This is a genomic window from Flavobacterium sp. C3NV (assembly GCF_046825355.2).
In the GTDB taxonomy this organism is placed as follows: domain Bacteria; phylum Bacteroidota; class Bacteroidia; order Flavobacteriales; family Flavobacteriaceae; genus Flavobacterium.
Genome location: NZ_JBKQBJ020000003.1, coordinates 292588 through 318754 on the forward strand (window position 1 = coordinate 292588; position 26167 = coordinate 318754).

The 26167-nt window shown below is 37.0% G+C and carries 25 protein-coding genes; 13 read left to right on the plus strand and 12 right to left on the minus strand.

All coding sequences use genetic code 11. The features are described from left to right. Nucleotides 1–102: 102 nt before the first annotated feature. The 3 genes from ACIDC4_RS06455 to ACIDC4_RS06465 are packed head-to-tail and all read right to left on the minus strand — an operon-like array spanning nt 103 to nt 3268. The gene (locus ACIDC4_RS06455; RefSeq protein WP_412042260.1) at nt 103–1095 is read right to left on the minus strand and encodes a bile acid:sodium symporter family protein; all 993 of its coding nucleotides are present in this window, start codon (nt 1093–1095) and stop codon (nt 103–105) included. Nucleotides 1096–1153: 58 nt separating this feature from the next. Next, nucleotides 1154–2185 (minus strand): methionine synthase, encoded by a 1032-nt coding sequence (locus ACIDC4_RS06460; RefSeq protein WP_412042261.1) that lies wholly within the window; start codon nt 2183–2185, stop codon nt 1154–1156. Between the two features lie 30 nt (nt 2186–2215). Then, nucleotides 2216–3268: a DUF1852 domain-containing protein gene (locus ACIDC4_RS06465; protein ID WP_412042262.1), complete on the minus strand. Its 1053-nt coding sequence runs from the start codon at nt 3266–3268 to the stop codon at nt 2216–2218. 267 nt (nt 3269–3535) lie between these two features. Between ACIDC4_RS06465 and ACIDC4_RS06470 the strand changes: the two genes are divergently transcribed. Next, complete coding sequence (locus tag ACIDC4_RS06470) at nt 3536–4165, plus strand: nitroreductase family protein (RefSeq protein WP_412042263.1); 630 nt, start codon at nt 3536–3538, stop codon at nt 4163–4165. Nucleotides 4166–4583: 418 nt separating this feature from the next. On the opposite strand, the gene ACIDC4_RS06475 is transcribed toward ACIDC4_RS06470, so the two are convergent. Continuing rightward, nucleotides 4584–5063: a DUF1203 domain-containing protein gene (locus ACIDC4_RS06475; protein ID WP_412042264.1), complete on the minus strand. Its 480-nt coding sequence runs from the start codon at nt 5061–5063 to the stop codon at nt 4584–4586. A gap of 263 nt (nt 5064–5326) precedes the next feature. Here ACIDC4_RS06475 and ACIDC4_RS06480 point away from each other — a divergent pair, with 263 nt between their 5' ends. From ACIDC4_RS06480 to ACIDC4_RS06490, 3 genes are all read left to right on the plus strand, one after another. Further along, a complete protein-coding gene (locus ACIDC4_RS06480; RefSeq protein WP_412042265.1) occupies nt 5327–5716 on the plus strand; it encodes a winged helix-turn-helix transcriptional regulator in 390 nt (129 codons plus the stop codon). Between the two features lie 245 nt (nt 5717–5961). Beyond that, nucleotides 5962–6975 (plus strand): zinc-dependent alcohol dehydrogenase family protein, encoded by a 1014-nt coding sequence (locus ACIDC4_RS06485; RefSeq protein WP_412042266.1) that lies wholly within the window; start codon nt 5962–5964, stop codon nt 6973–6975. 165 nt (nt 6976–7140) lie between these two features. Continuing rightward, the gene (locus ACIDC4_RS06490; protein ID WP_412042267.1) at nt 7141–7341 is read left to right on the plus strand and encodes a hypothetical protein; all 201 of its coding nucleotides are present in this window, start codon (nt 7141–7143) and stop codon (nt 7339–7341) included. A 34-nt stretch (nt 7342–7375) separates the two neighbouring features. Here the strand turns inward: ACIDC4_RS06490 and ACIDC4_RS06495 are convergent, their stop codons facing one another. Both ACIDC4_RS06495 and ACIDC4_RS06500 read right to left on the minus strand, forming a co-directional pair. Continuing rightward, nucleotides 7376–7801: a DUF2141 domain-containing protein gene (locus ACIDC4_RS06495; RefSeq protein ID WP_412042268.1), complete on the minus strand. Its 426-nt coding sequence runs from the start codon at nt 7799–7801 to the stop codon at nt 7376–7378. A 19-nt stretch (nt 7802–7820) separates the two neighbouring features. Beyond that, a complete protein-coding gene (locus ACIDC4_RS06500; RefSeq protein WP_412042269.1) occupies nt 7821–8879 on the minus strand; it encodes an NAD-dependent epimerase/dehydratase family protein in 1059 nt (352 codons plus the stop codon). A 217-nt stretch (nt 8880–9096) separates the two neighbouring features. On the opposite strand from ACIDC4_RS06500, the gene ACIDC4_RS06505 reads away from it, so the two are divergent. Beyond that, nucleotides 9097–9645 carry a TetR/AcrR family transcriptional regulator gene (locus tag ACIDC4_RS06505; protein WP_412042270.1) on the plus strand — a complete coding sequence of 183 codons (549 nt, stop codon included), beginning with the start codon at nt 9097–9099 and terminating at the stop codon, nt 9643–9645. Between the two features lie 23 nt (nt 9646–9668). Here ACIDC4_RS06505 and ACIDC4_RS06510 read toward each other — a convergent pair whose 3' ends face one another. Continuing rightward, nucleotides 9669–10529, minus strand: coding sequence for a LysR family transcriptional regulator (locus ACIDC4_RS06510; RefSeq protein ID WP_412042271.1), 861 nt, complete (start codon nt 10527–10529; stop codon nt 9669–9671). Nucleotides 10530–10618: 89 nt separating this feature from the next. On the opposite strand from ACIDC4_RS06510, the gene ACIDC4_RS06515 reads away from it, so the two are divergent. From ACIDC4_RS06515 to ACIDC4_RS06535, 5 genes are all read left to right on the plus strand, one after another. Beyond that, nucleotides 10619–11593: an alpha/beta fold hydrolase gene (locus tag ACIDC4_RS06515; RefSeq protein ID WP_412042272.1), complete on the plus strand. Its 975-nt coding sequence runs from the start codon at nt 10619–10621 to the stop codon at nt 11591–11593. A gap of 507 nt (nt 11594–12100) precedes the next feature. Further along, nucleotides 12101–13702, plus strand: coding sequence for a phage tail sheath family protein (locus ACIDC4_RS06520; RefSeq protein ID WP_412042273.1), 1602 nt, complete (start codon nt 12101–12103; stop codon nt 13700–13702). A gap of 155 nt (nt 13703–13857) precedes the next feature. Then, a complete protein-coding gene (gene vgrG / locus ACIDC4_RS06525) occupies nt 13858–15657 on the plus strand; it encodes a type VI secretion system tip protein VgrG (protein WP_412042274.1) in 1800 nt (599 codons plus the stop codon). Nucleotides 15658–15776: 119 nt separating this feature from the next. Next, complete coding sequence (locus ACIDC4_RS06530) at nt 15777–16076, plus strand: PAAR domain-containing protein (RefSeq protein ID WP_412042275.1); 300 nt, start codon at nt 15777–15779, stop codon at nt 16074–16076. Between the two features lie 171 nt (nt 16077–16247). Further along, nucleotides 16248–16478 carry a hypothetical protein gene (locus tag ACIDC4_RS06535; RefSeq protein ID WP_412042276.1) on the plus strand — a complete coding sequence of 77 codons (231 nt, stop codon included), beginning with the start codon at nt 16248–16250 and terminating at the stop codon, nt 16476–16478. A gap of 151 nt (nt 16479–16629) precedes the next feature. Here ACIDC4_RS06535 and ACIDC4_RS06540 read toward each other — a convergent pair whose 3' ends face one another. Then, nucleotides 16630–17268 carry an NAD(P)H-binding protein gene (locus ACIDC4_RS06540; RefSeq protein WP_412042277.1) on the minus strand — a complete coding sequence of 213 codons (639 nt, stop codon included), beginning with the start codon at nt 17266–17268 and terminating at the stop codon, nt 16630–16632. Nucleotides 17269–17518: 250 nt separating this feature from the next. Between ACIDC4_RS06540 and ACIDC4_RS06545 the strand changes: the two genes are divergently transcribed. The 3 genes from ACIDC4_RS06545 (at nt 17519) to ACIDC4_RS06555 (ending at nt 20229) form a co-directional block, all read left to right on the plus strand. Next, nucleotides 17519–17788, plus strand: coding sequence for a hypothetical protein (locus tag ACIDC4_RS06545; RefSeq protein WP_412042278.1), 270 nt, complete (start codon nt 17519–17521; stop codon nt 17786–17788). Nucleotides 17789–17851: 63 nt separating this feature from the next. Then, nucleotides 17852–18232, plus strand: a complete 381-nt coding sequence (locus ACIDC4_RS06550) for a response regulator (protein ID WP_412042279.1) — start codon at nt 17852–17854, stop codon at nt 18230–18232. A 44-nt stretch (nt 18233–18276) separates the two neighbouring features. Then, nucleotides 18277–20229, plus strand: coding sequence for a PAS domain-containing sensor histidine kinase (locus tag ACIDC4_RS06555; protein WP_412042280.1), 1953 nt, complete (start codon nt 18277–18279; stop codon nt 20227–20229). 80 nt (nt 20230–20309) lie between these two features. Here the strand turns inward: ACIDC4_RS06555 and ACIDC4_RS06560 are convergent, their stop codons facing one another. The 4 genes from ACIDC4_RS06560 to ACIDC4_RS06575 form a co-directional block, all read right to left on the minus strand. Then, the gene (locus ACIDC4_RS06560; protein ID WP_412042281.1) at nt 20310–20594 is read right to left on the minus strand and encodes a hypothetical protein; all 285 of its coding nucleotides are present in this window, start codon (nt 20592–20594) and stop codon (nt 20310–20312) included. Nucleotides 20595–20748: 154 nt separating this feature from the next. Then, nucleotides 20749–22935, minus strand: a complete 2187-nt coding sequence (locus ACIDC4_RS06565) for a glycoside hydrolase family protein (protein WP_412042282.1) — start codon at nt 22933–22935, stop codon at nt 20749–20751. Nucleotides 22936–23019: 84 nt separating this feature from the next. Beyond that, nucleotides 23020–24612 (minus strand): DEAD/DEAH box helicase, encoded by a 1593-nt coding sequence (locus ACIDC4_RS06570; RefSeq protein WP_412042283.1) that lies wholly within the window; start codon nt 24610–24612, stop codon nt 23020–23022. A 321-nt stretch (nt 24613–24933) separates the two neighbouring features. Next, nucleotides 24934–26097 (minus strand): zinc-dependent alcohol dehydrogenase, encoded by a 1164-nt coding sequence (locus ACIDC4_RS06575; protein WP_412042284.1) that lies wholly within the window; start codon nt 26095–26097, stop codon nt 24934–24936. Between the last annotated feature and the right edge of the window lie 70 nt (nt 26098–26167).

The following is a 26167-nucleotide window of genomic DNA, read 5'->3' on the forward strand; positions in this document are numbered from 1 at the left end:
TTTTACAGTATAAAAATCTAAAAGGTATTATTTTATAGCAGTAAGCGTCATCCTTGGTGCCCTTTATCGGAAAAAGATAAAGGGCCAAGCCATAAATAAAAATTATATTTCTTTTCGTCGGGCCATACCCTGAGCGATGATACTAGCGGCAATCAATTGCAAGGCATGGTAAAGCATAAGAGGCAGCAATACGATGCCAGTGATGGTACTGTGCTGAAAAAGTACTTTTGACATAACTGTGCCATGTACCAATGACTTTTTAGACCCGCAGAATAAGACAGTAATACGATCTTCATCTGAAAAACCAAGCAGGCGGCTGAGTAGTCCGACACAAAAGAATACGGCAAAAAACAACGCCATCATCCCTGCAGCAAGCCCGGCAAGTTCAAGGGCGGTGAAGCCTTCAAAAAGATGTTCGGAAAATGACTTGCAAAACGACGTGTAGATAATCGTTAGAATAACTGCCTGATCGAAATATTTGAGCTGTTTCTTGTATTTTTCGGCAATGGCACCTAAACGGGAATTGAGGCTTATGCCAATGATGACAGGCAGCAATACTTGAAGAATCAGCTTTATAACGATTTGACTGACATCAAAATCGCCTGTCGCAGAAGCTATAAACAGCCCAACCCATAGAGGCGTAACGATTACTCCGATCAAACTGGAAATGCTTGCATTGAAAATGGCTGCAGGAATGTTTCCCTTAGCTATGGAAACCATGACCACCGAAGAGGAAACTGTAGACGGCAATGCTGCCAGAAAAAACACACCCAGCCAAAGCAGCTCAAAGCCGTTATTTACAAACAACGGACGAAATGCCAAAACAATGAGCGGAAAAAATAAAAAGGTTGTCAATTGGACGACAATGTGCATTTTCCAATTGGAAAGTCCGGCTTTTAGTTTCTCAGCACTTAGTCGCATGCCATAAAACAAGAAAATCAAAGAAACGCCAGCATTGGCAATCTCCTCCAGCGAAACAGGTTCTTTGACCATACCTGGCTTTGGCAAAAAATAAGCCATCAGAATCATGGTGGCTATCATTAACAGGAAACCGTCGAAACCTGCTTTTTTTAATACTTCTAATAATTTCTTCAATGTGTTTTAAATATTATTCCTCCGTTGAAGCACGGATTTCATTATCAATATATTGAGACTAAATCCCAAGTTCTTTGCGTATAATTTCTGCTCCTGAGCTTAAAGCACTTAACTTACCTCTGGCTACATCTCTAGATAACGGTGCCATACCGCAGTTTGTAGAAGGGTAAAGATTTTCGGCATCTACAAACTCAAGAGCTTTACGCAGGATAGCAGCTACTTCTTCTGGTGTTTCGATAGTGTTGGTTGCCACATCAATGGCACCTACCATTACTTTTTTACCGCGAACAAGTTCCATTAAATTTAAAGGCACATTAGAGTTGTGACATTCTAAAGACACCACATCAATTTTAGATTTTTGAATTTTCGGAAAAATTTCTTCATATTGTCGCCACTCTGAACCTAATGTCTTTTTCCAATCAGTATTTGCCTGTATTCCATAACCATAGCAAATATGAACCGCAGTTTGACAGTGTAAACCTTCAATGGCTCTTTCTAATGCTGCCATTCCCCAATCGTTTACTTCATCAAAGAACACATTAAATGCAGGTTCATCAAACTGGATAATATCTACTCCTGCATCTTGAAGTTCTCTTGCTTCTTCATTGAGTGCTTTCGCAAATTCCCACGCCAATTTTTCCCGGCTTTTATAATGGTCGTCGTACAAGGTATCTACCATTGTCAGCGGGCCTGGCAATGCCCATTTTATAGGCTTGTTAGTCTGTTTACGTAAAAATTTAGCATCTTCAACAAAAACTGCTTTTTGACGTGCAATCTCACCTACAACCACTGGAACACTCGCGTCATAACGGTTACGGATTTTTACTGTTTTACGATTTTCAAAATCTACACCACTTAAATGCTCGATAAAAGTCGTTACAAAATGCTGACGTGTCTGCTCGCCGTCACAAATGATATCTAGATCTGCCAATTGCTGTTCCTGCAGCGAAATGCGCAAAGCATCTTGTTTGCCTTCAAGCAGTTGATCGCCTTCTAATTTCCATGGTGACCAAAGTTTTTCGGGTGGTGCAAGCCAGGCAGGTTTGGGTAAACTTCCAACAATAGAGGTAGGTAATAATAATTTCTTCATAGTAATATAATTTTAATGCATTGTAATCAATTAAAGAGTAAAATTAGCGGACCATTGTTCCAAGAGGCTTTTGTAAGGCTTAATGAAATGCTCTTCTGCATATTTTCCCTGTTCAACAGCCAATCGGCTGCGCTCTTCGCGGTCATAATCCACACGAGTCAGTGAATAATCTTCGTGTTTAAGATTAGGTTGATAGATTTTCCCAGCCACTGAATTTGCATTGTAAATTTCAGGGCGATAAATCTTCTGGAAAGTCTCCATTGTGCTGATTGAGCTGATTAATCCAAGATCAGTATAATCAGCAAGCAGATCTCCGGAATGATAAAAAGCCATCGGTGCCACACTATTCGCAGGCATGAAAAAACGAACTTTTAAGCCCATTTTAGAGAAATATTCATCAGTGATAGAATACTGGTCCTGCAGATACTCAAAACCCAGAACCGAATGCTGATACGCAGTGCGAGTATAAGTTTTGTTGCTCGATACACTTAGACAAATGATCGGTGACATCTTAAAGTGCTCTTTATAAGTGGCTGAATTGACAAAACACTTATAAAGTTTTCCGTGCAAATCACCAAAATTTTCAGGAATACAAAAATTAGGTTTATTTTTATTATGCTCGATCAATAAAATACTGAAATCATAATCACGAACATAAGACGAAAAATTATTTCCGGCAATACCTTCGATACGCTGACTAGTCTTGCGGTCAAAAATATTCGTTTTTAAAACTTCAATCAACGGCAGATTGTTAATACCATTCTTATCATCAATACTCATCGTTACTGTGATGATTTCAAGTCCTACAAGGTAACGATCAGCTTTTGGATTATCAAAATGAGCCAATGCATTGAATCGATTGTTAATCATATTTAATGCATTACGTAAGTTTTGTTGGCGATTACCTCCTCTGGCCAGATTTGCAAAATTGGTTGTCAAACGCGTTTCACTTGAGGGGTGATAGTTTTCATCTAAACAAGTGCTCTTTAGTGTGAATGCAAAATCATTCGGGATTGTATTCTGGGTGTTTACACTATTCTGCTTTTCGTTTATTCCCCTATCTTCTTGTATGTTCGCTTTCATATGATGACAATGTTTAGTTTTTTTACCCTGCAAATTTGAATATAAAAGATTAAATATTTTTATTTAAACATAAAATCAGTTAATTATTCTTTTTAGATGTATTCCAAAAGATTATTAATCTTTAAATAAATATAATAATGAAAGGAAACAGATAAATATTCTTTAGTGGCCTAAGATGATTGATTTGGAGTTTCCCCGAGCACTTCAAAAACTCGAAAAAGAAAACAATATCATTTATATTTGTCAAAATTTAAGATAGAAATAGTAATGAATTTGATAGAAAATTTAAAATGGCGCTACGCCACAAAAGCTTACAATGACATTAAAGTAACAGAAGAGAAGATCGATCAGATCTTAGAGGCTATAAATCTTTCAGCATCTTCTTGTGGTCTGCAATCTTACCGTGTTTTTGTTGTAAGCAACCCGGAAATTCAAAAAAAATTAGGTGCTGATTCGTATAATGGACAGATTAGCTCTTGCTCTCATTTATTGGTTTTTGCTGCATTCACTGACATGTCTTCAACTTACATTGACGATTATATGGCAATGACAGAAAAGCAAAGAGGTCTTGATACTGGTGCCTTATCAGGATTTAGAAATGGATTGCATTCCTATTTCAGCACTATTAACGCAGAGCAAAAAGCACTTTGGGCGGCCAAACAGGCTTATATTGCACTAGGAACAGCACTTATTGCTGCAGCAGAATTGAAAGTGGATGCCACTCCTATCGAAGGATTTAATGCCGCCACTATTGATGACGTTTTGGGTTTGAAAGAAAAAGGGTTGCATTCTACAGTTATCCTCGCTTTAGGATATCGGGATTCCGAAAAAGACTATATGGCAGCTACGAAAAAAGTTCGTTTACCTATAGATGAAATGATAACGAAAGTTTATTAATGTTATAAGAATACATATGTTTTAACGTTTAACCCTTACAATGGATCAATCCTAAAATCTGTGGATATAGAAAAAATTACCACGGAGAACGCAAAGTTTTTTAAATATACCAAGTTTAGAAAAAAACACAAAGTTCACAAAGCTTTGTGGACTTTGATTGTGTAAACACTACTTAAATCTTAGTGAACTTTGCGAATCCCGATAGCTATCGGGATTGAGTTCTCTGCGTTAAAAATAATTAGGGAATATAAAATTTTCAATGTTTATCCACAACATTCATTGTTGATACCTTGGATTTTTATAAATTCTTAAAAGATCCCGGAAACTTCCCAATAAATTTTATTGGGAAGTAAAGTTTTAATTGAAAAAATTACTTCTTTTAAATTATCTGTAATTTCAATTTTTAAAAAGTACCTTACTATACCCTTTCAATTTTACAAATAAAACAACAGGCTTCTGAATTTCTTGCGTGAAGATATTCAACATCGCTTTTTGTTTCAAAGATCTCAGCAATTAGTAAATCGATATCATTATCTCCAACTAATTTAGTAAAAATCATTTTTTGTTCTTTGGTATAGCCGATTAGAGATAAAGGGAAATTTTCTTTATCTGCTTTTAATTCTGTGGGAAAATTATAAATATTTGAATATTGCTCCACTTCATTTTTGTGAATAAATATAGGCCCGGATTGATTAAAAGCATTGTTTTCTGAAAACGGACTATAAGCAAAAACCAAACGAATATCCTGACCAACATTAAATGGTTTCAACGAAATTCGGCATGGTCCTTTTCCTGTTGCTAATTGCTCGTAAACTTCATTACCAAAATTATCAATATTTGTTTTCCGAATTTGGCTTACAAAATCTTTAGACAACGGAACAATTTTAAATTTTTTCATATTTTCTATATTTTAAATCAAAACAAATTTATATTCTGTTCCTTTTATTAAAAATCTGTTTCTTGCTCAATTAAATCCCTAATATTTACGGTTCGATTTTTTTTACAAGGAATTCTTAGTGGTAAGAAATAATTTAAAAAATTACAGATCAATTTTAAACCGTTTATATATTTTAAATAGAAAACCAACAATATATAATTATTGGCAAATATTAACTATTTTTGAATAGTAGCTTGTATTGGCTGCCAGTAGTACTAAATGATATGAGCACAAAGAAATTAAATTCTACAAATACTTTAAATGAATATTACCTTGATGAAAGATGCACTTTAAACAAGGTTGTACGTATTATTGGAAAAAGATGGGTTTCGGAAATTTTAGTACTTATAAAACAAGATATTACACGTTTTTCTGGTTTAAAAGAATGTTTAAATGGCATTTCGGATAATGTACTTTCCAAAGTTTTAAACGAATTGGTTGCGGCTAAATTAATTGAAAAAGAAGTTTTTAAAGAAATTCCGCTTCGTGTAGAATACAGTATTACAGACAGTGGACAGGAATTAGTTAAAGTCTTGCACGAACTTTGTAATTGGGGCAAACAGCATATTCCTTATGAAATTCGTATTCAGCCAACTTCAATAAAAAAACCTTAAGGTTTATCTGTTATCATTTCAGCTGTTTTTTCTTTTTAAAAAGAACGATTATTATATCCTGAAACTAATAAATGTTTTATAGGCAGTAATAGCGCTTACTCACTTATTTATGAGTAACTCACAATTGGCGAACACGGATTAACAGCTTTGATTAAGCCCTACATTTGTAGTGCCAATTGAGAAACGAAGTCTGGAATATTGTATTTAGAATCAGATTTTGTATATCCTCATTGACTTTTAATCCTATGAAAGCTTATCAAATAACGAAGGACTATAGCATCGAAACTTTAAAACTAGTTGAAAAAAAGAATACCAAACTCCTTCCAGATGAAATTTTAATTCAGATAAAAGCTGTTTCTCTAAATTACAGAGATTTGCTGGTCATTAAAGGCGTTGATAAATGGAAACCGCCTGTTGGACGAATTCCCGTTTCTGATGGCGTTGGAATTGTAGTAGAGACTGGAAATCAGGTAACGGAAGTAGCCGTAAATGATCGTGTCGCAGGTTTATTTTTCCCCAATTGGATGGATGGAAAACTGTCTTCTGAAAAATTAGTCAATTCATTGGGAGGAAATGCCAATGATGGAATGCTTCAGGAATATGTTATCTTAAAAGAAAATGAAGTAATTAAAGTTCCTGATTATCTTACCAATGAAGAAGCAGCTACCCTGCCCTGTGCCGCAATAACTGCCTGGCATGGCTTAATGGAAAAAGGAAATATCAAAGCCGGCGACAGCGTATTGATACAAGGAACTGGCGGAGTATCCTTATTTTCAATGCAGTTTGCATTAGCTGCAGGCGCAGAAATAATTTTATTATCCGGAAGCGATGACAAGTTAGAACGTGCAAAAAAACTGGGAGTAAACCATTTGATCAATTATAAAAGTGTACCGCAATGGGAAAATGAAGTCATAAAAATCACCAACGGACTTGGAGCAAAACACATTGTAGAAGTTGTAGGCAGTGATCATATAAACAAATCTATCAAAGCCGTTGCGCTCGACGGTACGATATCTGTAATAGGAATAATGAACGGACTGACCGGAAATATAAATACCGCACAATTAATGAGCAAACAAATTAAATTGCAGGGCATAAACGTTGGTTCTAAAGAAATGTTCCTGAGAATGAATAATGCATTAGAAGCAAAAAAAATTCATCCCATTTTAGATTCCGGTTTTTTGTTTCAGGATACAGTCGATGCTTTTAAAAGGCTTGAAAGCGGATCACATTTTGGGAAACTGGTTATCACATTTTAAAATATATCATCACTAATTAAATACTGGCAAATTATGAACTGGAATGATTTTAAATTCATGGAATACGAATTTAAATCAATCACAAACAGGACATTCAAACCAAATTCATAAAGCCAATGAAAGACAGGCACTATATATAAGTAAGCCAATCTCTTCAAATCCTCCATGAAATTTATAGAAATTTGTCCTCTCGAGGTCACAAACAAGCCAAAAGGTGCCAATTGGAGACAATTGGCACCTTTTTTATACCTAAACATAACTAAAAACTTACGTTTATGTGGCAGGGCTCATCCTTTCCAATTCCTGACAGAAAATTTAAACCCTGCCTGTACAGATATTAATGTAATCAGGAGCACCAGAGTATAACAATAAGTAATTCCCATAACTGAACAAGGGTCTTCTATCTAACAATCAATGCAATACTGGTTTTAGCATACTGGTTAATTGCAATTTTCACTTCATCAAAATTGGGTGGTGAGAGTTTTGGTTTATAATTTTTAGAAAATCCAAATCCTTCTGTCGGATAACCAATCATATTTCTATCACATTTTCCGTTATTATTCAAGTCTTGATAAACAGCAATAGCATAATCGCCATCCGGTAGGTTTTTGAACGTGTAGACCACTTTATCTTCTGAAGCTTTTACTTTTCCGGTGGCAATCTGTGACGCATTATCAAGAAAGCCTTTCTCTTTATCATACAATCCAAAAAAAACAGATCCTTTGCCGGGTTCGACGCCAGATACTTCAACGCTGAAATTATGTTGTGCAAACAATGCTGAATTAACTGTTACAAGTATGATTAAGCTTATCATTTTAATTTTCATAATTAATATTTTTTACGATTTATAATAGAACCTTTTCTAGCTTCTCTTTCTCTAATTGGTTAAAAAAGTGATTCATTTTTGTTACATTCCCCTTTTTAAACGCCTGGTAGGGTTCTGATTGTGAGAGCAGCCATTTTTTTATAATACTTTTAAAAATGAAGGTGATCTTTTTTTGGAGAGGATGAATTTTCTGGCGGACCATCTCGAAATAATCGTTCAAATTTTGCTGTCTAAAACCTAGAATATTATCTAAATCTTCACCATCTTTTAAAATCCCACAGTGAAAATTTTTCTCTGCAAATGCCTTTTGTGGAAAATCAGCTTCGCCTAAGCCAAATTCAGCAAACATTTTGTCCAGAAAAGATCCATAAGTAATAACACAATCCTCTCCCCCTCCCAAGTTGAATATTTGCTTCTCTAGTTTTTTTTGGTTTTCAATTGCTCTAGCAAAAGCTCTACCCGTATCTTTTGGCGTGCAGATTTCCATTGGTGTATCCAGTGGCATATGAAACATCAATTTGGATATCTTATGGTTACCCATAATTGCAGCCAGACGAAAAATACTCCATGATAATTTGGATTTCCCTATCAACGACTCACACAACACCTTTGTTTCTCCATACTGATCTCCCGGACTGGGCTGCAAAATATCACCGATACTTATCTGGGGATTCTTCATCCGATCACCATAAACTGAAATACTGGAACTAAAAATCAAATAACAATCCGGTGAATTCTGCTCTAAAGCGTAAATAAGATTTTCGGTCCCTCTCACATTGACATTGTAAGCCATATCCGGATCTATATCTGCAAGAGGTGGAATGACAGCTGCCAAATGGATGGCTACATCCTTATTTTGGGCAACTTTTAGCACTTCTTCTCTATTGCTGATGTCGCCATACATAATCTCTACACGAGATCGAAAGGGAGCCAGTTTTTTTACCGAATTTTGAGTTTTTAAATCAAAAACCGTTATTTCATAATCCGTATGCTGAACCAGATGCTGTAAAGTTTCAAATCCTACAGTTCCAGATGCACCGGTCAGAAGTATTTTTTTTCGTGATATTTTATTTTCCATTTTTTTTTAATTTAAGATTTGTCCTTTTCAATCCGCTTAAATTTTGATCAAAAAGCTATATTTGTTATACAATTTGTTCAATATGTAACTTTGTGTTCTTTTTGATTACTACGTAAAACTATTACAGAAGAATGTATTTGCTGTTTCAAAAAAGGATGCTACTGTTCATTAGCGAACAAAGACTAATGCTTTTGTAGCGTATATAAAATAATTTGTGATGGATTTAAGAAAAGACAGAAGGGTTCAGTATACTAAAAAAATATTGCGTGAAGCATTATTTATTTTGCTGCACGAGAAGGGATTAAGCGAAATCACCATAACCGAACTGTGTAAAACAGCCGATGTCAACCGCAATACATTTTATCGGCATTATAATATTCCGCTGGATATACTGCTTGAAATAGAAGATGATGTTTTTGAAAAACTCTCAGCGGTTTTGCGTAAAAGCACCAATATGGATGATGTGATACTGCTCAGCTGCCAGTTACTGGAAAGCGATAAACAGATGAGTAAAATTGTATTTACCAAAGCGGATGGAAGCGGAATTCTGTCGCGAATACTAAGAAGTGTTCGGACTAATTTTCCAGTTGAAAATCAAATAGAACTTACTGCCGAAGTAATGCCTTTTGCTGAAATGGCATACCAATTTGGCGAAAAAGGAAGTATTGCTGTCATCAAAAATTGGATCGAAAATGATTTCTCTATTCCTGCTGAAAGTATTGCACAAATGATAAGTTATCTGGTAAATAAACTCAATAAATTATAGCAATTTTTAGTCATACAAAACCTTTAATTACGATACTGATCTAAAAATACATTTAAAGCCTTTGAAGGTGCTTCATCATTTCTATAAATTAATACTGTGGTCATCGTGGCAAGTTCTTTCGTTAAAGGAAAAGTCTTTATATTTCTGTTGCTGTAATACTGATTTACCACTTCTGCAGGAAGTATACTAATACCAAGACCTGCCTCCACAAAATTAATAACACCTTCGATCGAATTGATTACGGTACTTTTATAGCGGAGGATTCCTTTTGAACCGAGCCAGGTTTCAAGTCGCGACCTGAAAAAACAACCTTGCTCAAAAACTACTATTTTCAAAGGTTCTTGTTTCAATAGTACCGAAAGCTTATCCACATCACCACCTGCAATTATTACAAGTTGTTCATCACGAACAATAAGCTGCTGTAAACCCGGAATATTTATGGGTGCTGCAACAAAAGCAGCATCCAGTTTATAGCTGATTACATCGTTTATCAATGCTGATAACATCGAAGAATAAAATTCAAGCTCTACATTGGGATAAAGTTCTGCAAAACCTTTGATGATTTCGGGCACCTTAAGAGCCATAGTGGTCTCAATACATCCTATGCGTATTGTCCCTCCTATTTTGTCTGCACTCTGTATATCACTTTTTGCATCATCCAATAATCGCCCTATTTTTTTAGCATATTGTAAAAGTGTTTCCCCTGCTTCAGTTAGAACCACTTTTCTGGATACTCTTCTAAACAGTTCAGCTCCAAATTCATCTTCGAGATTTTTTATGCGAGCCGTTACGTTTGATTGTACCGTAAAGGTTGCTTCTGCAGCTTTTGTAAAACTTCCGAGTGTTGCTGCGGCTTCAAATATTTTCAGGTCATTACTATTCATAGTATCACTTTTAGTGATTGATTAGATCGTTATAAATCGTTTTAAGGTATCAAATATAGTGTGTATTTTTGTCTTAAACAATTGAAAACATGAAAAACACAATTAAATCCTTAACTCTAATTCTAGCTCTAATTATGCTACAACAAACAGCTGTAAATGCACAAGTTAAAAACTCTTTAACTACAAATGAGAACACTGAAATTCAGACCACTCATTACAATAACACGGAAGTAAACGGACTAAAGATATTCTATCGTGAAGCAGGATCTAAAGATGCTCCAACTTTATTGTTACTGCATGGTTACCCGACATCATCTCATATGTTTAGAAATCTTATTCCAATTTTAAGCAAAAAATATCATGTAATAGCTCCGGACCTGCCTGGTTTTGGCTATTCAGATGCTCCGGACTATCTTAGTTTTCAATATACTTTTGATAATCTTGCCAACACTATGCAGGGATTTATCGATAAGCTTGGATTAAAACGTTTTGCTATTTATGTATTCGATTATGGCGCACCAACCGGATACAGACTTGCTCTTGCTAATCCTGAAAAAATAACCGGCATTATATCACAAAATGGCAATGCTTATGAAGAAGGTTTGAGTACAGGCTGGAATCCTATTCAGAAATACTGGAAAGATCCTTCGCAGGCTAACAGATACGCTCTTAAGGATTTTGTTTCAAAAGAATCAACTTGGTTTCAGTATCACGAAGGTGCTTCGGATGTTTCTCTTATCGCACCTGAAACATACACATTAGACCAGTATTTTCTGGATCGCCCGGGAAACATCGAGATACAGCTTGACTTGCTAAAAGATTACAGAACCAATGTTGCTTTATATCCTAAATTTCAAGCTTATTTTAGAGATAAAAAGCCTATGATGTTAGCTGTTTGGGGCAGTCAGGACCCTTATTTTCTTCCCGCAGGAGCAGAAGCGTACAAAAATGATAATCCAAATGTTACTGTAAAATTTTATAAAACGGGTCATTTTGCCCTTGAAACTCATTATAAAGAAATCGGAACTGATATATTGTTATTTCTTGCCAAACTTCCTAAATAATTAGCCAATGAAAGACAGACGCTAAATATAGTAAGCCAATCTCTTCAAATCTTCTATAAATTTTGTAGAAAATTGTCCTGTTCCTTTCACAAAAATTAAAATCCCATCTCTAACGGAATGGGATTTTTTTTATGGATAATATATAGCTTTATTAACTTAAGTAACTAGTTATATAATAGATAGTTTTTTATTTTATAAAATCTCAAGCAGAAATCTTGTTATTTCCTTAATCAGGACATAAGTTTTTTTTAGTACCTAAAAATAAGCTGGTTTGCTAAAAACGGGTAAATATACGTACTCTCAAAATATTTATTCACAGTACTTTAGTAGTATAATAAAGACCATTCAAACAAAAAAATAGTCGCAGTCGAATTTGAGAATTCACATTGTATTTTAAAAGCCGTCTTTTACCTGTAATAATTACTCCCATTAAAGGGAAAAGTTTTATAAAAAATGCCATGAATTCGACTGTTTTTTAATCTATAAAATATGTTCTATCTTAAAAAAATGAACGCTAAAAAACTAAAACTAATGAATTTATCTCCCATTCAAACTCCTGGTGTTTACATTCAGGAATTAAATACTTTTCCAAATTCTGTTGTTGGAGTTGCTACCGCAGTACCAGCATTTATAGGATACACACCTCAGGCTGCTTACGAAGGAAAATCGTATACGAATGTGCCAGTAAAAATCACATCATTTGCTGATTTTCAGGCTTTTTTCTGTTTGCCAGATCCACCTGCACCTGCAAATCCTTCTAAACAGTACAATCCTGAATACTATTTGGTGGAAGAAAAAAGCCAGCCATTAAAGGGTGACTACATCCTCATTGCAGGAACCTATTATTCAATAATTCCAGATCCTAACACGGTTTACTATTTATATAACAGCGTAAGGCTTTTTTATGAAAATGGCGGTGGAGATGCTTATATAGTTTCTGTAGGCAGTTATGGACCTCCGTTAAAGAAACCCGCGGCTCTTGGAGTTCCAGTTGTAAACCTAAATGTGCAGCTGGATGATTTAATCAAAGGTCTTTCTATATTGACAAATGAACAGGAACCAACAATGTACATTTGTCCCGAAGCTACTTTATTAAACCTGGAAGACAATGGAACATTAATGCAGTCAATGCTTCTTCAGGCTACAAAAATGCAAACAGCAATGTGCCTGTTTGACATTATTGGCGGTAACGCGCCAGATCCTGTTTTGTATACTCAAGACATTACAAACTTCAGAATGAACACAGGTTCTGTTGGGTTAAGCTACGGAATGGCATATTATCCTTTTATAGGGACAACGATAATGCAAAATTCTGAGTTTGATTACACTAATTTATTTGGCGGAGATTTAAAACAATTAGAAGCCATTCTTAATCCTCCAAGCGCTCCTAATCTTGCCGTTGCTGCCATTATTGCCAATATTCAAAATCCTGCAAGCACTTTAACTGTGGTTCAAAATCACAATGCGCTGCTTATTGCAAGCCAGACTTATTCCTTGATTATCAAACACATCGTCGCTGATGCTAATATTCTTCCTCCAAGCGGAGGCATGGCAGGAGTCATTACTACAGTAGATAATTCCATTGGTCCATGGGAGGCCCCTGCCAATACTTCTATTGTTGGCGCAGCATCATTACCTATTTCTCTTTCAGACAGCCAGCAAGGAAATTTAAATCTTGATGCCGTCTCTGGTAAATCAATTAATGCTATCAGAACATTTAACGGCCTGGGAATTCTAATCTGGGGAGCAAGAACACTAGACGGAAACAGCCCGGACTGGCGGTATATTCCCGTGAGAAGAACAATGATATTCCTAGAACAATCTTGCAAACTCGCTGCTCAGGCATACGTATTTCAGCCTAATGATAAAAACACATGGCAAGCTGTAATTGCTATGATCAGCAGTTTTCTTACTTCAATCTGGAAACAAAGAGGTTTGCAGGGAGCCAGTGCTTCTGACGCTTTTTCTGTAGCCTGCGGATTGGGCTCGACAATGACTGCAGATGATCTTTTAAATGGTTTTATGAATGTAACAATAAAAGTCGCTGTTGTTCACCCTGCCGAATTTATTGTTTTGACATTTCAGCAGCAAATGGCAACTTCTAGTTAATTAAATAAGTACTCAAATAAGCAATTTTAATTTAAAACTTTGATTCGAAGTAAATCCTGGAACAGAATTTTACCAATCGAAATAAGAATCTTGTTATCAAAAAACAAAAACTGTAACGAAAAATTCATTTTTACACTAAAAAATCCTACTATCTAATGAGCACTTCAACCGAAATAAAAAGTGGCGGAATCGCAACATTTTCAGTAATCGTTAATGGTACGCCAATATCCAATGAACTGAGCGTACTTTCAATTTATATTGAAAAAAAAGTAAACCGAATTGCTTCAGCAAAAATCACAATTCTGGACGGAGAAGCCAGTTCAGGTACCTTTGATGCTAGTTCTTCTGCTGTTTTTGTGCCGGGAGCAGCAATTAGTATTGAGGCAGGATATGACAACAATAATGCTATTATTTTCTCAGGTTTAATTGTGAGTCAGACCATTCGTGTTGATAATCTGGCAGGATCATCTTTAGAAATTGAATGCCGTGATAATGCTGTAAGAATGATTGTAGGTCGTAAAAGTCTCACCTTTTCTAAACAAAAAGACAGTGAAATTATATCGTATATAATAGGAAACTATTCCGGCTTAAGCGCAGATGTTACTGCAACAAGCACAACTTGGCCGCAACAAGTCCAGTATTATGTTACAGATTGGGATTATATTATGGCTCTTGCCGAGGCAAATGGGCTGATTGTAACAACATTAAACGGCAAAATTTCGGTAAATCCTCCTGATAAAAACACAACCTCTGTCCTGACGGTAACATATGGCGATAATCTGCTTGAGTTTAATGCCAAATTAAATGCTGTTACTCAATTAGGGAGCGTCGCCGCCAATAGCTGGGATTTTAAGACTCAAACGGTTGTAAGTGGTAATGCTGTTCCAAATGTTTCAGGAGCTGGAAATTTAACCACAAAAAAACTTTCTGAAGTTGTTGGACTTTCTGCCTATCAGCTACAGACTTCGGCACCTTTAGAAACTGCCGATTTAAGTAATTGGTCCAAAGCACAAATTATCAAAAGTGAATATTCTAAAATAACGGGAGAAGCAAAATTTCAAGGCACAAATTTAGTTGATCCCGGAAAATATATGACCGTCGCAGGTCTTGGAGATCGTTTTAACGGCGATTATATAATTGGAGGAGTTGTACACGATTTGTCGCAGGGAAACTGGATTACAGGAGTTACACTCGGACTTTCTCCTTTTTGGTTTACCCAGGAGCAAGATGTTGCGGCACCACCCGCTTCCGCACTTGTTCCCGGAGCAAAAGGTCTCCTTAACGGAACTGTAAAACAGATACATGAAGATCCCGATTCTCAATACCGGGTTTTAGTTGATGTTCCCTTATTAGATCCAAATGGTGCAGGAATATGGGCCCGTTTTACCAATTTTTATTCGACAAGCGGAGCCGGAGCTTTTTTCATGCCCGAAATTGGAGATGAAGTCATTCTGGGTTTTATAAACGAAGATCCACGTTATCCCATAATACTTGGAAGCGTTTATAGCAGTAAAAACATTAAGCCTTTTACTGGTTTAGATCCAAATCAAGAAAATTCAATAAAAGCCATTGTTACCAAATCAGGCATCTCTGTACAATTTGATGATGAGAACAAAATATGGACCGTAGCAACGCCTAATAAAAACACGATCATTATTAGCGATAAAGACAAAAAAATCACGATCCGGGACGAAAATGAGAACAGCATCATAATGTCAAACGATGGTATCGATTTTTCAAGTCAGAAAAACATCAATATTTCAGCCAATCAAAATATAAACATCAAAGGAAATCAAGGTGTTACAATACAGTCAAGTGGCGGAGATATCTCATTAAAAGGCCTGAACATCAAAGAAAACGCAGACATGCAATACAGCGCTCAAGGCGGACAAATGGCGCAAATATCCGGAGGAATGCAATTAACACTGAAAGGTGCAATGGTAATGATTAATTAGCTTCACTAAATTAATTACAATTTAAGTTTTGTCAAAGTTTTAAATTTTGACAAAGCTGGCTCAAAAGTTTAAAGCGTCGATTAAACGAATTAAAAATTAACAATTAAACAATTAAAATTATGCCACCAGCAGCAAGACTTACAGACTTTCATGAATGCCCAATGATTACTCCCGGGCTGCCGCCAATTCCGCATGTAGGCGGACCTATAATAGGACCAGGTGCACCTACAGTTTTAATAGCGGGACTGCCCGCCGCCAGAGTTGGAGATATGTTAGTTTGTGTCGGACCGCCAGATTCTATCATTACAGGCTCGGCAACGGTTATGATATGCGGTATGCCTGCTGCGAGAATAGGAGACAAAACCGCTCATGGGGGATCAATTGTTCTTGGAGCATTTAATGTGATGATTGGTGGATAATACACCGAATAAAGGTTTGGAAAAATTAATGGCTAAAAAATATTCATTTGGCAGGCATCTTCTGCACATCTATCAAAATGTAAATTTCACAACAAAAGCCTTTTTTACTGTAAGGACCTAATTCAATTACTGACTTAATTTTAGGGGTATTAACAAACTAAAAATAAAGTCATGGAAAATTCAAACCAATACACAGCCGAAGAACTGCAAAAATGTCCTTATCATAACCCACAGCAAGTTGCTGCCAGCAATGACGATCCGCGTGAGAATGCAAACACAGGAGACTGGGGTGATTTAGATGAAGACGACGAAGCAGGAACAGATCCCGACCGTCAAGAGAATGGAGGAAACGACAACTCAGGGGGAGCAGGAAGTAGCGGAAGTGCAGCAACAAACAGTTAATACTCTATGCGGCCCTGACGCCGCATACAAATTGAAAATTCTTTTTGCCCAGTATTTTAATTAACAAAGCAAGAAGCAAAATGCAGATAAAAAAGCAATAAAACTTTACTACAGGTTTTATTGCTTTTTTTAATTTCCAGAAACCATCTCGTTAAAATTTGGCAATTTCCGTCAATTTTATAACAGAAGTTCCCTGAGGTAATTTCCACGGTGCTTTAGCAAGCTTCATCGCCAGTGTTTCGGTCGGAAGTGGTTTGTATTTTTTAAACAGTCCTAAACTATTAAAAAAACCAAGTGTCTTTACCATTATTTTCTCGCCTGTCCTGTCTGTCCCCGAGCGCAATAATGGTCCCGGCCTGAATATAATATACTGCCCAAAATTCAGCTCTGTAATGGCACTTTCCAATTCTCCTTTCATTCTGGAATAGAAAATCCTGCTCTTTGGGGAAGCATCAGCAGAGGAAACCAATACAAAGGAATTTACTCTGTTTTTTCTTGCGATAGCAGCAAATGTTGCGGGAATATTAAAATCAATCTCCCATTGCTTTTCTTTTGAGCCAGCCGCTTTCAGTGTTGTTCCAAGACAGCTGAACAGAACATCTCCCGTGATATATTGCTCATATTCTTGCACACTGGAAAAGTCAATTACATGCTCTGTCAGTTTTGGATGTGATCTGCCTGTGGGCCGCCGTACAAAAATCGATACTGAAGTATAGTCATCATCCTGAATTAGCTCATTGAGCAAAAATTTTCCGGTGGAGCCCGTAGCTCCTATAAGTAGTGCCTTCATAAATTATATATTTAATGGTAATCTCCCGTTTGCCTGCAATTTCAGTCAGGCACCTGATTACGTTACTGTTAAGATAGGAAAAAAAAATCATTTACCAAAGTAGCCTGTGGAACATCAGAAATAATCAATAACGCTTTCAACATCCTGATAATTATATAAATTGACAATTCTATTGTATAAAGTGAAGCATTATTTAACCTGTAATTTTAAATTAATTAAAACAGTATAACATTTTAAACAAACAGAAAATATGGAAAACTTAATCAATCAGGAAAATCTTGAAGATATCAGAGCATTAATAGAAAATAAAATTGCGGACGTTCCAGGCGAGTTGATTCTGTTTGGAGCAATAGGCACACTGCTTTTGTCTTCTTATTTAAATAAAACCGGACATACACAAGCCGGTTCCATCATAGGAACATTATCCGTTCCAATAATAGGAATAGGCCTTGCAAAATATAAGGACGTTTTAAAATCACAAATTGAAAATTATCAGGCACCAGCACAAGAAGGCGCTTAGTACTGATTTTAGGATTTGGTTGAAATTTTTTTTATACTCATTATAATTTACTAATTTGGTATAATGGGATATAAAACAATTTTTCATATTGACGACGATGATGACGATATTGACTTTTTTGCCACGGCTGTAAATCAATTATCTGCTGCTGTCAGCTATTTTTCATTTACAAATGCCGGCGAAGCTTTGCAAAAACTTGTAACCGGTGAAACACCTCCCGATGTTATCTTCCTTGATCTTAATATGCCCGTTATTAACGGGCAGGAATTCCTTTTGAGGCTCAAAACTATTGAGTCCCTTCAGGATATTCCGGTCATCATACTTTCGTCCTCATCCGACCCTTACACCATTGAGCAGTTAAAAACTCAAGGCGCCATCGATTTCCTGACAAAGCCCTCCGGGATAAAAGAATTGATAAACCTGCTGCGCCCTTATCTAATTTAAGCACTATGAATATCGAAAACGAACAAGAACTTCATTTATTGGTTATGAGCGCGCCGGTTGGAATTTGTGTCTTAGATGCTGCAACCCTTACACCCGAAATTGTAAATGACAGTTTTATCGCTGTAGCGGGAAAATCAAGGCAAACCATTCTTGGCAATTTTTACTGGGATACTTTCGCTGAAGTACGCCAATATTATGAAACCGCACTTGAAACTGTTATCAGAGAAGGTAAGCCGTATTCTGCAGATGAAGCAGAAATGATACTGATCCGACACGGAAAGCAAGAGAGGGTGTATCTTACTTTTGTCTATACGCCTTTAAAAAACAGTACAGGAAAAGTCAAAAAAGTTGCCGTCTGGCTTCTCGACAATACGCTTCAGGTAAAAAGCAGACTCAAAGTGGAAGAAAGTGAAAAGTTTGCACGAACCGTATTCTACAATTCGCCTGTAGCGAAAATTGTCTATGTTGGAACCGATATGATAGTTCAGGAAGCCAATGAAAAAATGCTGGAAATACTTAACAGGGATTTATCCATTATTGATGTTCCCATATTGGATTCGGTACCGGAACTTAAAAAAACAAAGCTATTTGAAGAATATCTGCAAGTTTTGAAAACTGGAGAAATCTATACCAAAACTGCCCAGGGCATCGAATTAATTAAAGATGGCCTTCCTTATAAGGGCTATTATGATTACACCTATAAACCGCTGCATGATGCACGAGGCATAATTTACGGCGTAATGTTTACCGTCATTGATGTGACTGATAAGGTAATCGCCCGCAATAAGCTCGAAGAAGCTGAACTGAGCATGAGAGGTGCTGTCGAATTGGCACAATTAGGTACCTGGAGTATTGATGTAGCTACAAATGGGCTTACCTATTCACCCCGTTTAATAGAATGGTTTGGCTACGATCCTGCTGCACAGGATTATAATCAGGTGATTCCGATACTTTCTGAGGAGGATCAGGAAAGGGTTGCCAATGCGGTAGCCTGGGGACTTAATCCTGAATCAGGAGGATTGTATGATGAAATTTATACTGTAATTCATCCCACAACCGGAAAGAAAAGGATGTTGCATGCTCAGGGTAAAACTGTATTTGATCCCGAAGGCAGGCCTGTGCGAATGAATGGAACTGCGCAGGATATTACTTTGCAGGTTGAAGTTCAGATGGAACTGGAAGATCAGGTGCAGCAGCGCACTGAAGAAATCGGTGCTGTTGTGGAAGAACTAAGAGCAACCAATGAGGAATTAGAGGAAGCGAACTTACAATTGATTCACATGAATCAGGAACTTGCCCAATTTGCCTATATTGCTTCTCATGACCTGCAGGAGCCTCTTCGTAAGATTGGTACTTTTGTTCAGCTTCTGGAAGGAAAAATTGCAGACCATCTTGATGAAAAATCACATAGTTATATAGCCAAAATTAAGGATGCCAGTATACGCATGGGCGCCCTTATACGAGATGTACTGGCCTACTCTGCCCTGCCCAAAAACCAGGAGGTTTATGTAACTGTAAATCTTGAAACGATTGCCAGTCAGGCACTCGAAGATTATGATTTAAGGATGGAGCAGACAGGTGCAACGGTTACCTGGAATACACTTCCTGAAATCAAAGGTATTCCCCTGCAAATGTCTCAGCTTTTTTTCAACTTAATTGGTAATTCCTTAAAGTTTATTCAGCCTGGCGTGCCGCCTAAAATTCAAATCAATTGCAGTAATGCCACGGCTGAAGAAATAAAATCGGTAAACCTAAAGACAGGCGCTGCATATTATAAAATTCAATTCTCAGATAACGGTATCGGTATGAGCCCGGAAAATACCCAACAAATTTTCAATATATTTCAAAGACTGCACAGAAAAAATGAATTTGCAGGCACCGGAATAGGTCTGGCAATGTGTAGAAAAATTGTCCAAAATCATAATGGAGAAATCAACGCCGAAGGAAGCAATGAAAAAGGAGCTGTATTTAACGTCTACCTGCCGATGGAAAAGTAATGATATAAAAAAAACCTGCAGCCAGTTATTACGGCTGCAGGTTTAAAAAAAATAAAAAAATAATTAACCAAGGCAGCATCTTATCTGCCTTTCTTTGTACTGGTAGAATCTGTTTTTACGGCAGCTGTTCCTTTTTGAACCGTACCGGCAGATCCTGAACCAGTGGAACCTTCACCAGTTGCCCCAGTTGTTCCTTCACCCCTCACAGTAGTGGTATCAGAATCTGGTCCTACCGTATCAACAGTGGTCTGGGTAGAATCACTGCCAGAGATATAAGTATCCTCACTGGTGGCTTCTTTCTTTTTGCAGGATATAGCAGTTATTAATAAAATAGTAAGAAATGTGGTTTTAATCAGCGTCTTCATAACCTTTGATTTTTAAGTTTGTATGTATCAAAGTTACTGTTGTATGCGTCCTTAAAGTTATATGATTCTAATTCTTATTTACAAATTTTAGACATAACCAGCTCTATATCAAACACTAAACCCGTTACCCTGTTACATTTAATACTTTAAAATATTACCACGTCATTTTAACCCGGCTTCCCCCTGCAATTTTATATGAAATCTGTTCAGCCTTTATCTCGCTCGCATTGATGCTGTTTTTATCTGCAATAATTTCGATTTGTAATTTTAACTTTTTGGGAAATATAACTTTCAAATTACACTCAAAAATTTGGGTGCCTAAAACTGTAAATGTGAGTGTCTTTTTTGATTTCTTCAGATTGGTAATCGGGTAATCCGAAAATAGCAGAAACTCTTCCTCTTTTACTTTATGATATTGCCTGGTCAAAACGCCAAAACCTACACCAGCGCCATAGACCTCCTGACCTACCTGTCCGCTTTTTTCCCAGCCGTTGTACAAGTCTTCTACTGGGATCCAGAGCTCTTTTACAATTTCACCAGTCTTTACTTCTTCAGAAATCATATCTTCCGGAAGTTTGGTTGGATAATAATATGGCAACCTGCTTACAGCATATTTTAGAAATTCCGGTATTAAAATTTTTAAGGATGGAAGTAATTCTATTGCCTCCGATTGTATGAGATACTCAGATAGTCCTGCGTAAACTTCCATCTCCTCATATGCTGCTGTATAGGGTGCATTATTAAGTGGAAATACAGAAAAATAATTTGGATAATTTTTACCAAATCCATACTGGCAATCCCAGATCTGCATGTTCTTAAAAAGACAGGCAAGACAGGCGTAGCTCAAATCAAGATATTCCTTTTTATTGGTAATTTTATATAATTCTAAAAGGGCTCCCGCAGCAAAAGCAGTATTATTGGCCTGATACAGAATATTAAACCCGCAGCCAACAAGTTTTTTTACCGCTTTTTCGGCCTCACGCAGGTAACGTTTATTCTTGGTGAGTCGGAATATTAAAAGCATTAAATGCGCGTAAGATCCCGGTACATCTTTTTCACCTCCTTTTCCAGGTTCAGTTTCTTTTTTGATGACCTCTAATGTATCCATTTTATAAAATACCGGCCACTCATAATCAAAATGGTGCGCCACCTTAATGGCAAATTCAATGGATTTTAAAACTAGTTCTTCCGCCTTCTTTTCACCATTCAGGGCAAGCCTGGCAAGGTTCATCAGTGGATGATGCAGGTACCAGGAATCCATAACCATTTCCTGCTTCTGTTCCTCTGATTTATCCAGTTTGTCTGATAGTTCGGGAAGCCAGCGATTCATTGTTTTTACCTTTGGATCGTAAAACTGTTCTATTGCTTCAAGCAATTCATTATACATAGGATGTGTTTCTCCATACCAGTCTTTAAGCTCATTGAGGGGCATCAGCACAGCAAGCTGCACCATGACTTCCGCTGGTGTATCATAGTCACACAGATAAGCATTTAAATAGGAATTTCCGTTTGTCTGTGTCCAGCAGCCCTTGCTTTGCTGCAGATCATTAAGGCAGTATTGTGTAATGTCCGGCCAGTTATGATAAATAACTTCGGGATGGGGAAGCAATTTATAAACCTCCGCCAGATTATTTAAAAACTGCTGTGTTTCCTGTATTTCATTATCGATAGTTTCTTCTGAGAACAAAATATAGGCATCTGAAATAATATAAGCTTTATCAGATGGCAATGGCTTCTCTTTTGTTACAGGAAGCTGAAAACCTATTTCCGGCCATGTTCCTCCTATCGTATCATCAAGCATAGTTCCTGTAGCTTCACAATACGGACTCAAAGAACCGAGATTTTGAAAGTAAAAAACAGAACCTGTTTTTGGTTTGGTCATACTCGCCAACAGTATTCCGGATCTGGAACCCATTTGATTCATGTGTATAGTACCATTAGTATTCTCTACATTTCCCTGTTTTGTAACAGCAATAATATCACGTGGCCAAAATGGAATCAGCAGCGGTATATTAGCTTTAAACGAGGTGGTATAATGCAAAAGAACTGCGTCGCTGTCTGGGAAAGTAACACAAACTTCATATTTACCAAGCCTTGTTTCTAAATTAATGACTAAAAGTGCTCCGTCATCCAGTAAATTAGTTACTTCAAAACAGCTGTTCATTCCAAATGCAGCGCGAAAAGCCATTTTCCCGCGATCAGGCCAACTGGACACAATCCATAGAGAATCGCCGGTATTAAAAGCCTGAAAAGTATAGTTCTTAAATTCCTTTTCCCAAATTACGGTGCTGTTTTCTAAATCGGCATGCACGGTAGCAGCCCAGGGTGAAATAGTATGCATAAGTTATTGGTTTAAAAAATTGCTGTAATTTTCGAATATCTAATAGTAACCTGCTTAAACTGAATTTTTAAATTGTTTTTCTAATTACACTATTTCAGTAACTGGCGATTTTACCTTTGAAAACAATTTGACTATCAGCAGCTTCAGACGATTTTGATAATCTTCCATCAGCCACTCTTTATAGTTCCTGCTGGCATTCTCGAGGCACTTCACATATTGTTTCACCCTCCATTCAATTTCCGGCTGGAGCGCCTCAGCCAGTGCAACAGCTTCCGAAAGTGTATCGGCATTTTCCATGCACATTTTAGCCTGTTGCCTGATCGATTCCTGAATGACAGTTTTAGGTTTTTTATCCATATCAAGTGCTTCATGATAGGCTGACTCGACATCAAAAGTCATCTCAAGAGTATTAGGAAACTTGGCGCGGAGCTCGGCTGATAGACCATGCGACTGAACAGCCGAATTTCCTGTGGCATGATACTGCAGCTGTTTGGCGAATTCCTCGGGTCTTTCAAAAACAAACTGCCAGTCTACAGGGTTTTGCCACTCCCCAAAACGCTGAATATTATTTCCAAGATCGGTAATTCCAAATGTTTTTTTGGATGGAAGTCTTCGCGACCCACGACCTATCATTTGGTGATACAGGGTAATAGACGTAGTGGCTCTGTTCAGGATTATATGCTGAATGGTAGGTTCGTCAAATCCCGTAGTAAGAATTGAAACCGATGTTAGCACCGCATCTTTTGTTTTCTTAAACCATTTAAGGATTTCTTTACGGTCCTCATCGGATGTTTTATTGTCCAGATGTTTTATCGCTATGCCGGCTTCCTGAAACGTATCTAATACCTTTTGTGAAGTTGCAATACCGTTATTAAAGATCAGTGTCTTTTTTCCGAGGGCATTCTCTCTGTATGCTTTTAGCAACAAATCCTGCATGGCCACTGAACTATACAGTTCATTTGATGAACTTACCGTATAATCACCGTGGATTCCTTTTTTCAACGTATTAAGTTCAACTTCAAAAACGAATGACTTTGGTTTCGCTAAAAAACCTTCATTAATCAGGTTTTCAATACTTTCTCCCTTTACAAGTGTTTCGTAATGACGGTTCATGGGTTTCGAAATATCACTGCTAAAAGGTGTTGCGGTAACACCAATGATAAAAGCATTCTTAAAACTTCCCATTAACTTTCTGAAGGAATTATGATGCGCTTCATCAATAATAACAAGTCCCACATCACGGGGTTTTATTTTCTGTGATTTTATCCTGTTGCGCAGCGTTTCTACCATCGCTACATAACAATCGCAGCCTTTTTTAAAATTACCGCTGGCACTATTTATCGTGCAGTTCTGCACACCAAGACTTTTTAGCACAGTAGAGGTTTGCTTGCATAATTCTTTGCGATGGGTAAGTATAACAACCTTTTTACGATATTGCGCTATATATCTTCTGGCAATTTCTGAAAATACAACAGTCTTGCCTCCGCCAGTAGGGAGCTGATACAAAAGTCTTGTGGTAGCTGTGTCCCCTATTTTTTCAAAAATAGATTCAATATCTTTTTCCTGATAGGCATAAAAGGAAGCCTTGGATTGTATTTTAGTTGTCATTTTAATTTCTTTATTTGATATTACTTGAATTGTAGCAATACGTTCAGGCTCAAATCCAATAATTTTCATGACCTGATTATCAAATTCCTGCTGTAGATTTTGCCTTTCCTTAAAAATAATTTTATCATTAGCGTTAGTAATAATTTTATATCTGCACTAAATCTATTGATGTGGATCAATTATCTTTTATTACATAAAATTAGTGAGGAAGTGATCATCAGTTTTACAACATTATTTAGCATTATTATAATATTTTATTCTGCTTGCTCTTGCTCAAATTGTTTTAAACTAAATATAATTGCAGCTGAAGTATCCTTTAGTACAAAAAAAAATCTGCACCCTAAAAGTGCAGATTTTTTTGTTTTATGATTTTTAAGAGCAGATCTTGAATTACTTCCAAGGATCCAGTACTACCTTCACGCAACCGTCTTCTTTTTTATTAAAAATTTCGTAGGCATGTGAAATCTCAGACAAAGGCAGTCTGTGGGTAATTATATCATCCAACTGCACTTTTCCCTGAACCACATATTCTAAAAGTTTGTCGATGTGTTTATGCGCCGGAGCCTGTCCTCCCTTTAGAATAATTCCCTTATCGAAAAACTGTCCAAGAGGAAAATTATCATAATTTACGGGATACACGCCAAGTACAGATACAATACCGCTTCGTCGTACTGCACTCATACAAGCTTCTAAAACTTTAATCGAGCCTTTTTCAAAGTTAATCGTAGCTTTTATTTTATCTGTTATACTTCTTTCAGGTTCGAATCCTACAGCATCAATACACACATCCGCGCCACGTCCGTTGGTAAGTGACCTGATATGCTCTACCACATCTTTGGGATCTTCCCACAGTATTGTAGTAGATCCTGAAGAAACTCTGGCTTTGTCTAAGCGGTACTGCAGTGTGTCGACCACAATAACCTGAGCCGCACCTCGCAGCCAGGCACTCTTGGCTGCCATTATTCCAACAGGGCCTGCGCCGAAGATCGCAACGGTCTCCCCTCCTTTTACTTCACCCCAATCTACACCGGTATATCCTGTAGGAAAAATATCAGTCAGAAAGAGTACTTGTTCATCTGTCAGGTTATCAGGCACAACCCTTGGACCATAATTGGCGTAAGGTACTCTTACATATTGTGCTTGTCCTCCATCATATCCTCCATACAAATCTGTATAACCAAAAAGCGCTCCTCCCTTTTCTGTTAAAATTCCGCCCTCTGGACCATAGTGCTCAGGGTTGCTGTGTTCACAGTTTCCCGGCACATCATGGTTACAGAAAAAGCAGTTTCCGCATGCTACTGGAAAAGGAACTACCACACGATCTCCCCTTTTAAGATGTGTAACGGCTGAACCTGTTTCCTCTACTATTCCCATAAATTCATGTCCCAATACCATTGGAGATGTAGGCATAGCACCCGAATAAATATGCAGATCCGATCCGCATATGGCTGTTGAAGTCACTTTTAGAATAATATCGTCCTGTGCATTGATTTTTGGATCTTCTACTGTATCGTATTTAACGGAACCCGGTCCGTGAATAACTGCTGCTTTCATGGTTTTTGTTTTAGAATTAATAGAAAGCTAAGTAACTCTAATTTAAACCATTAAACTTACAGGATATCTT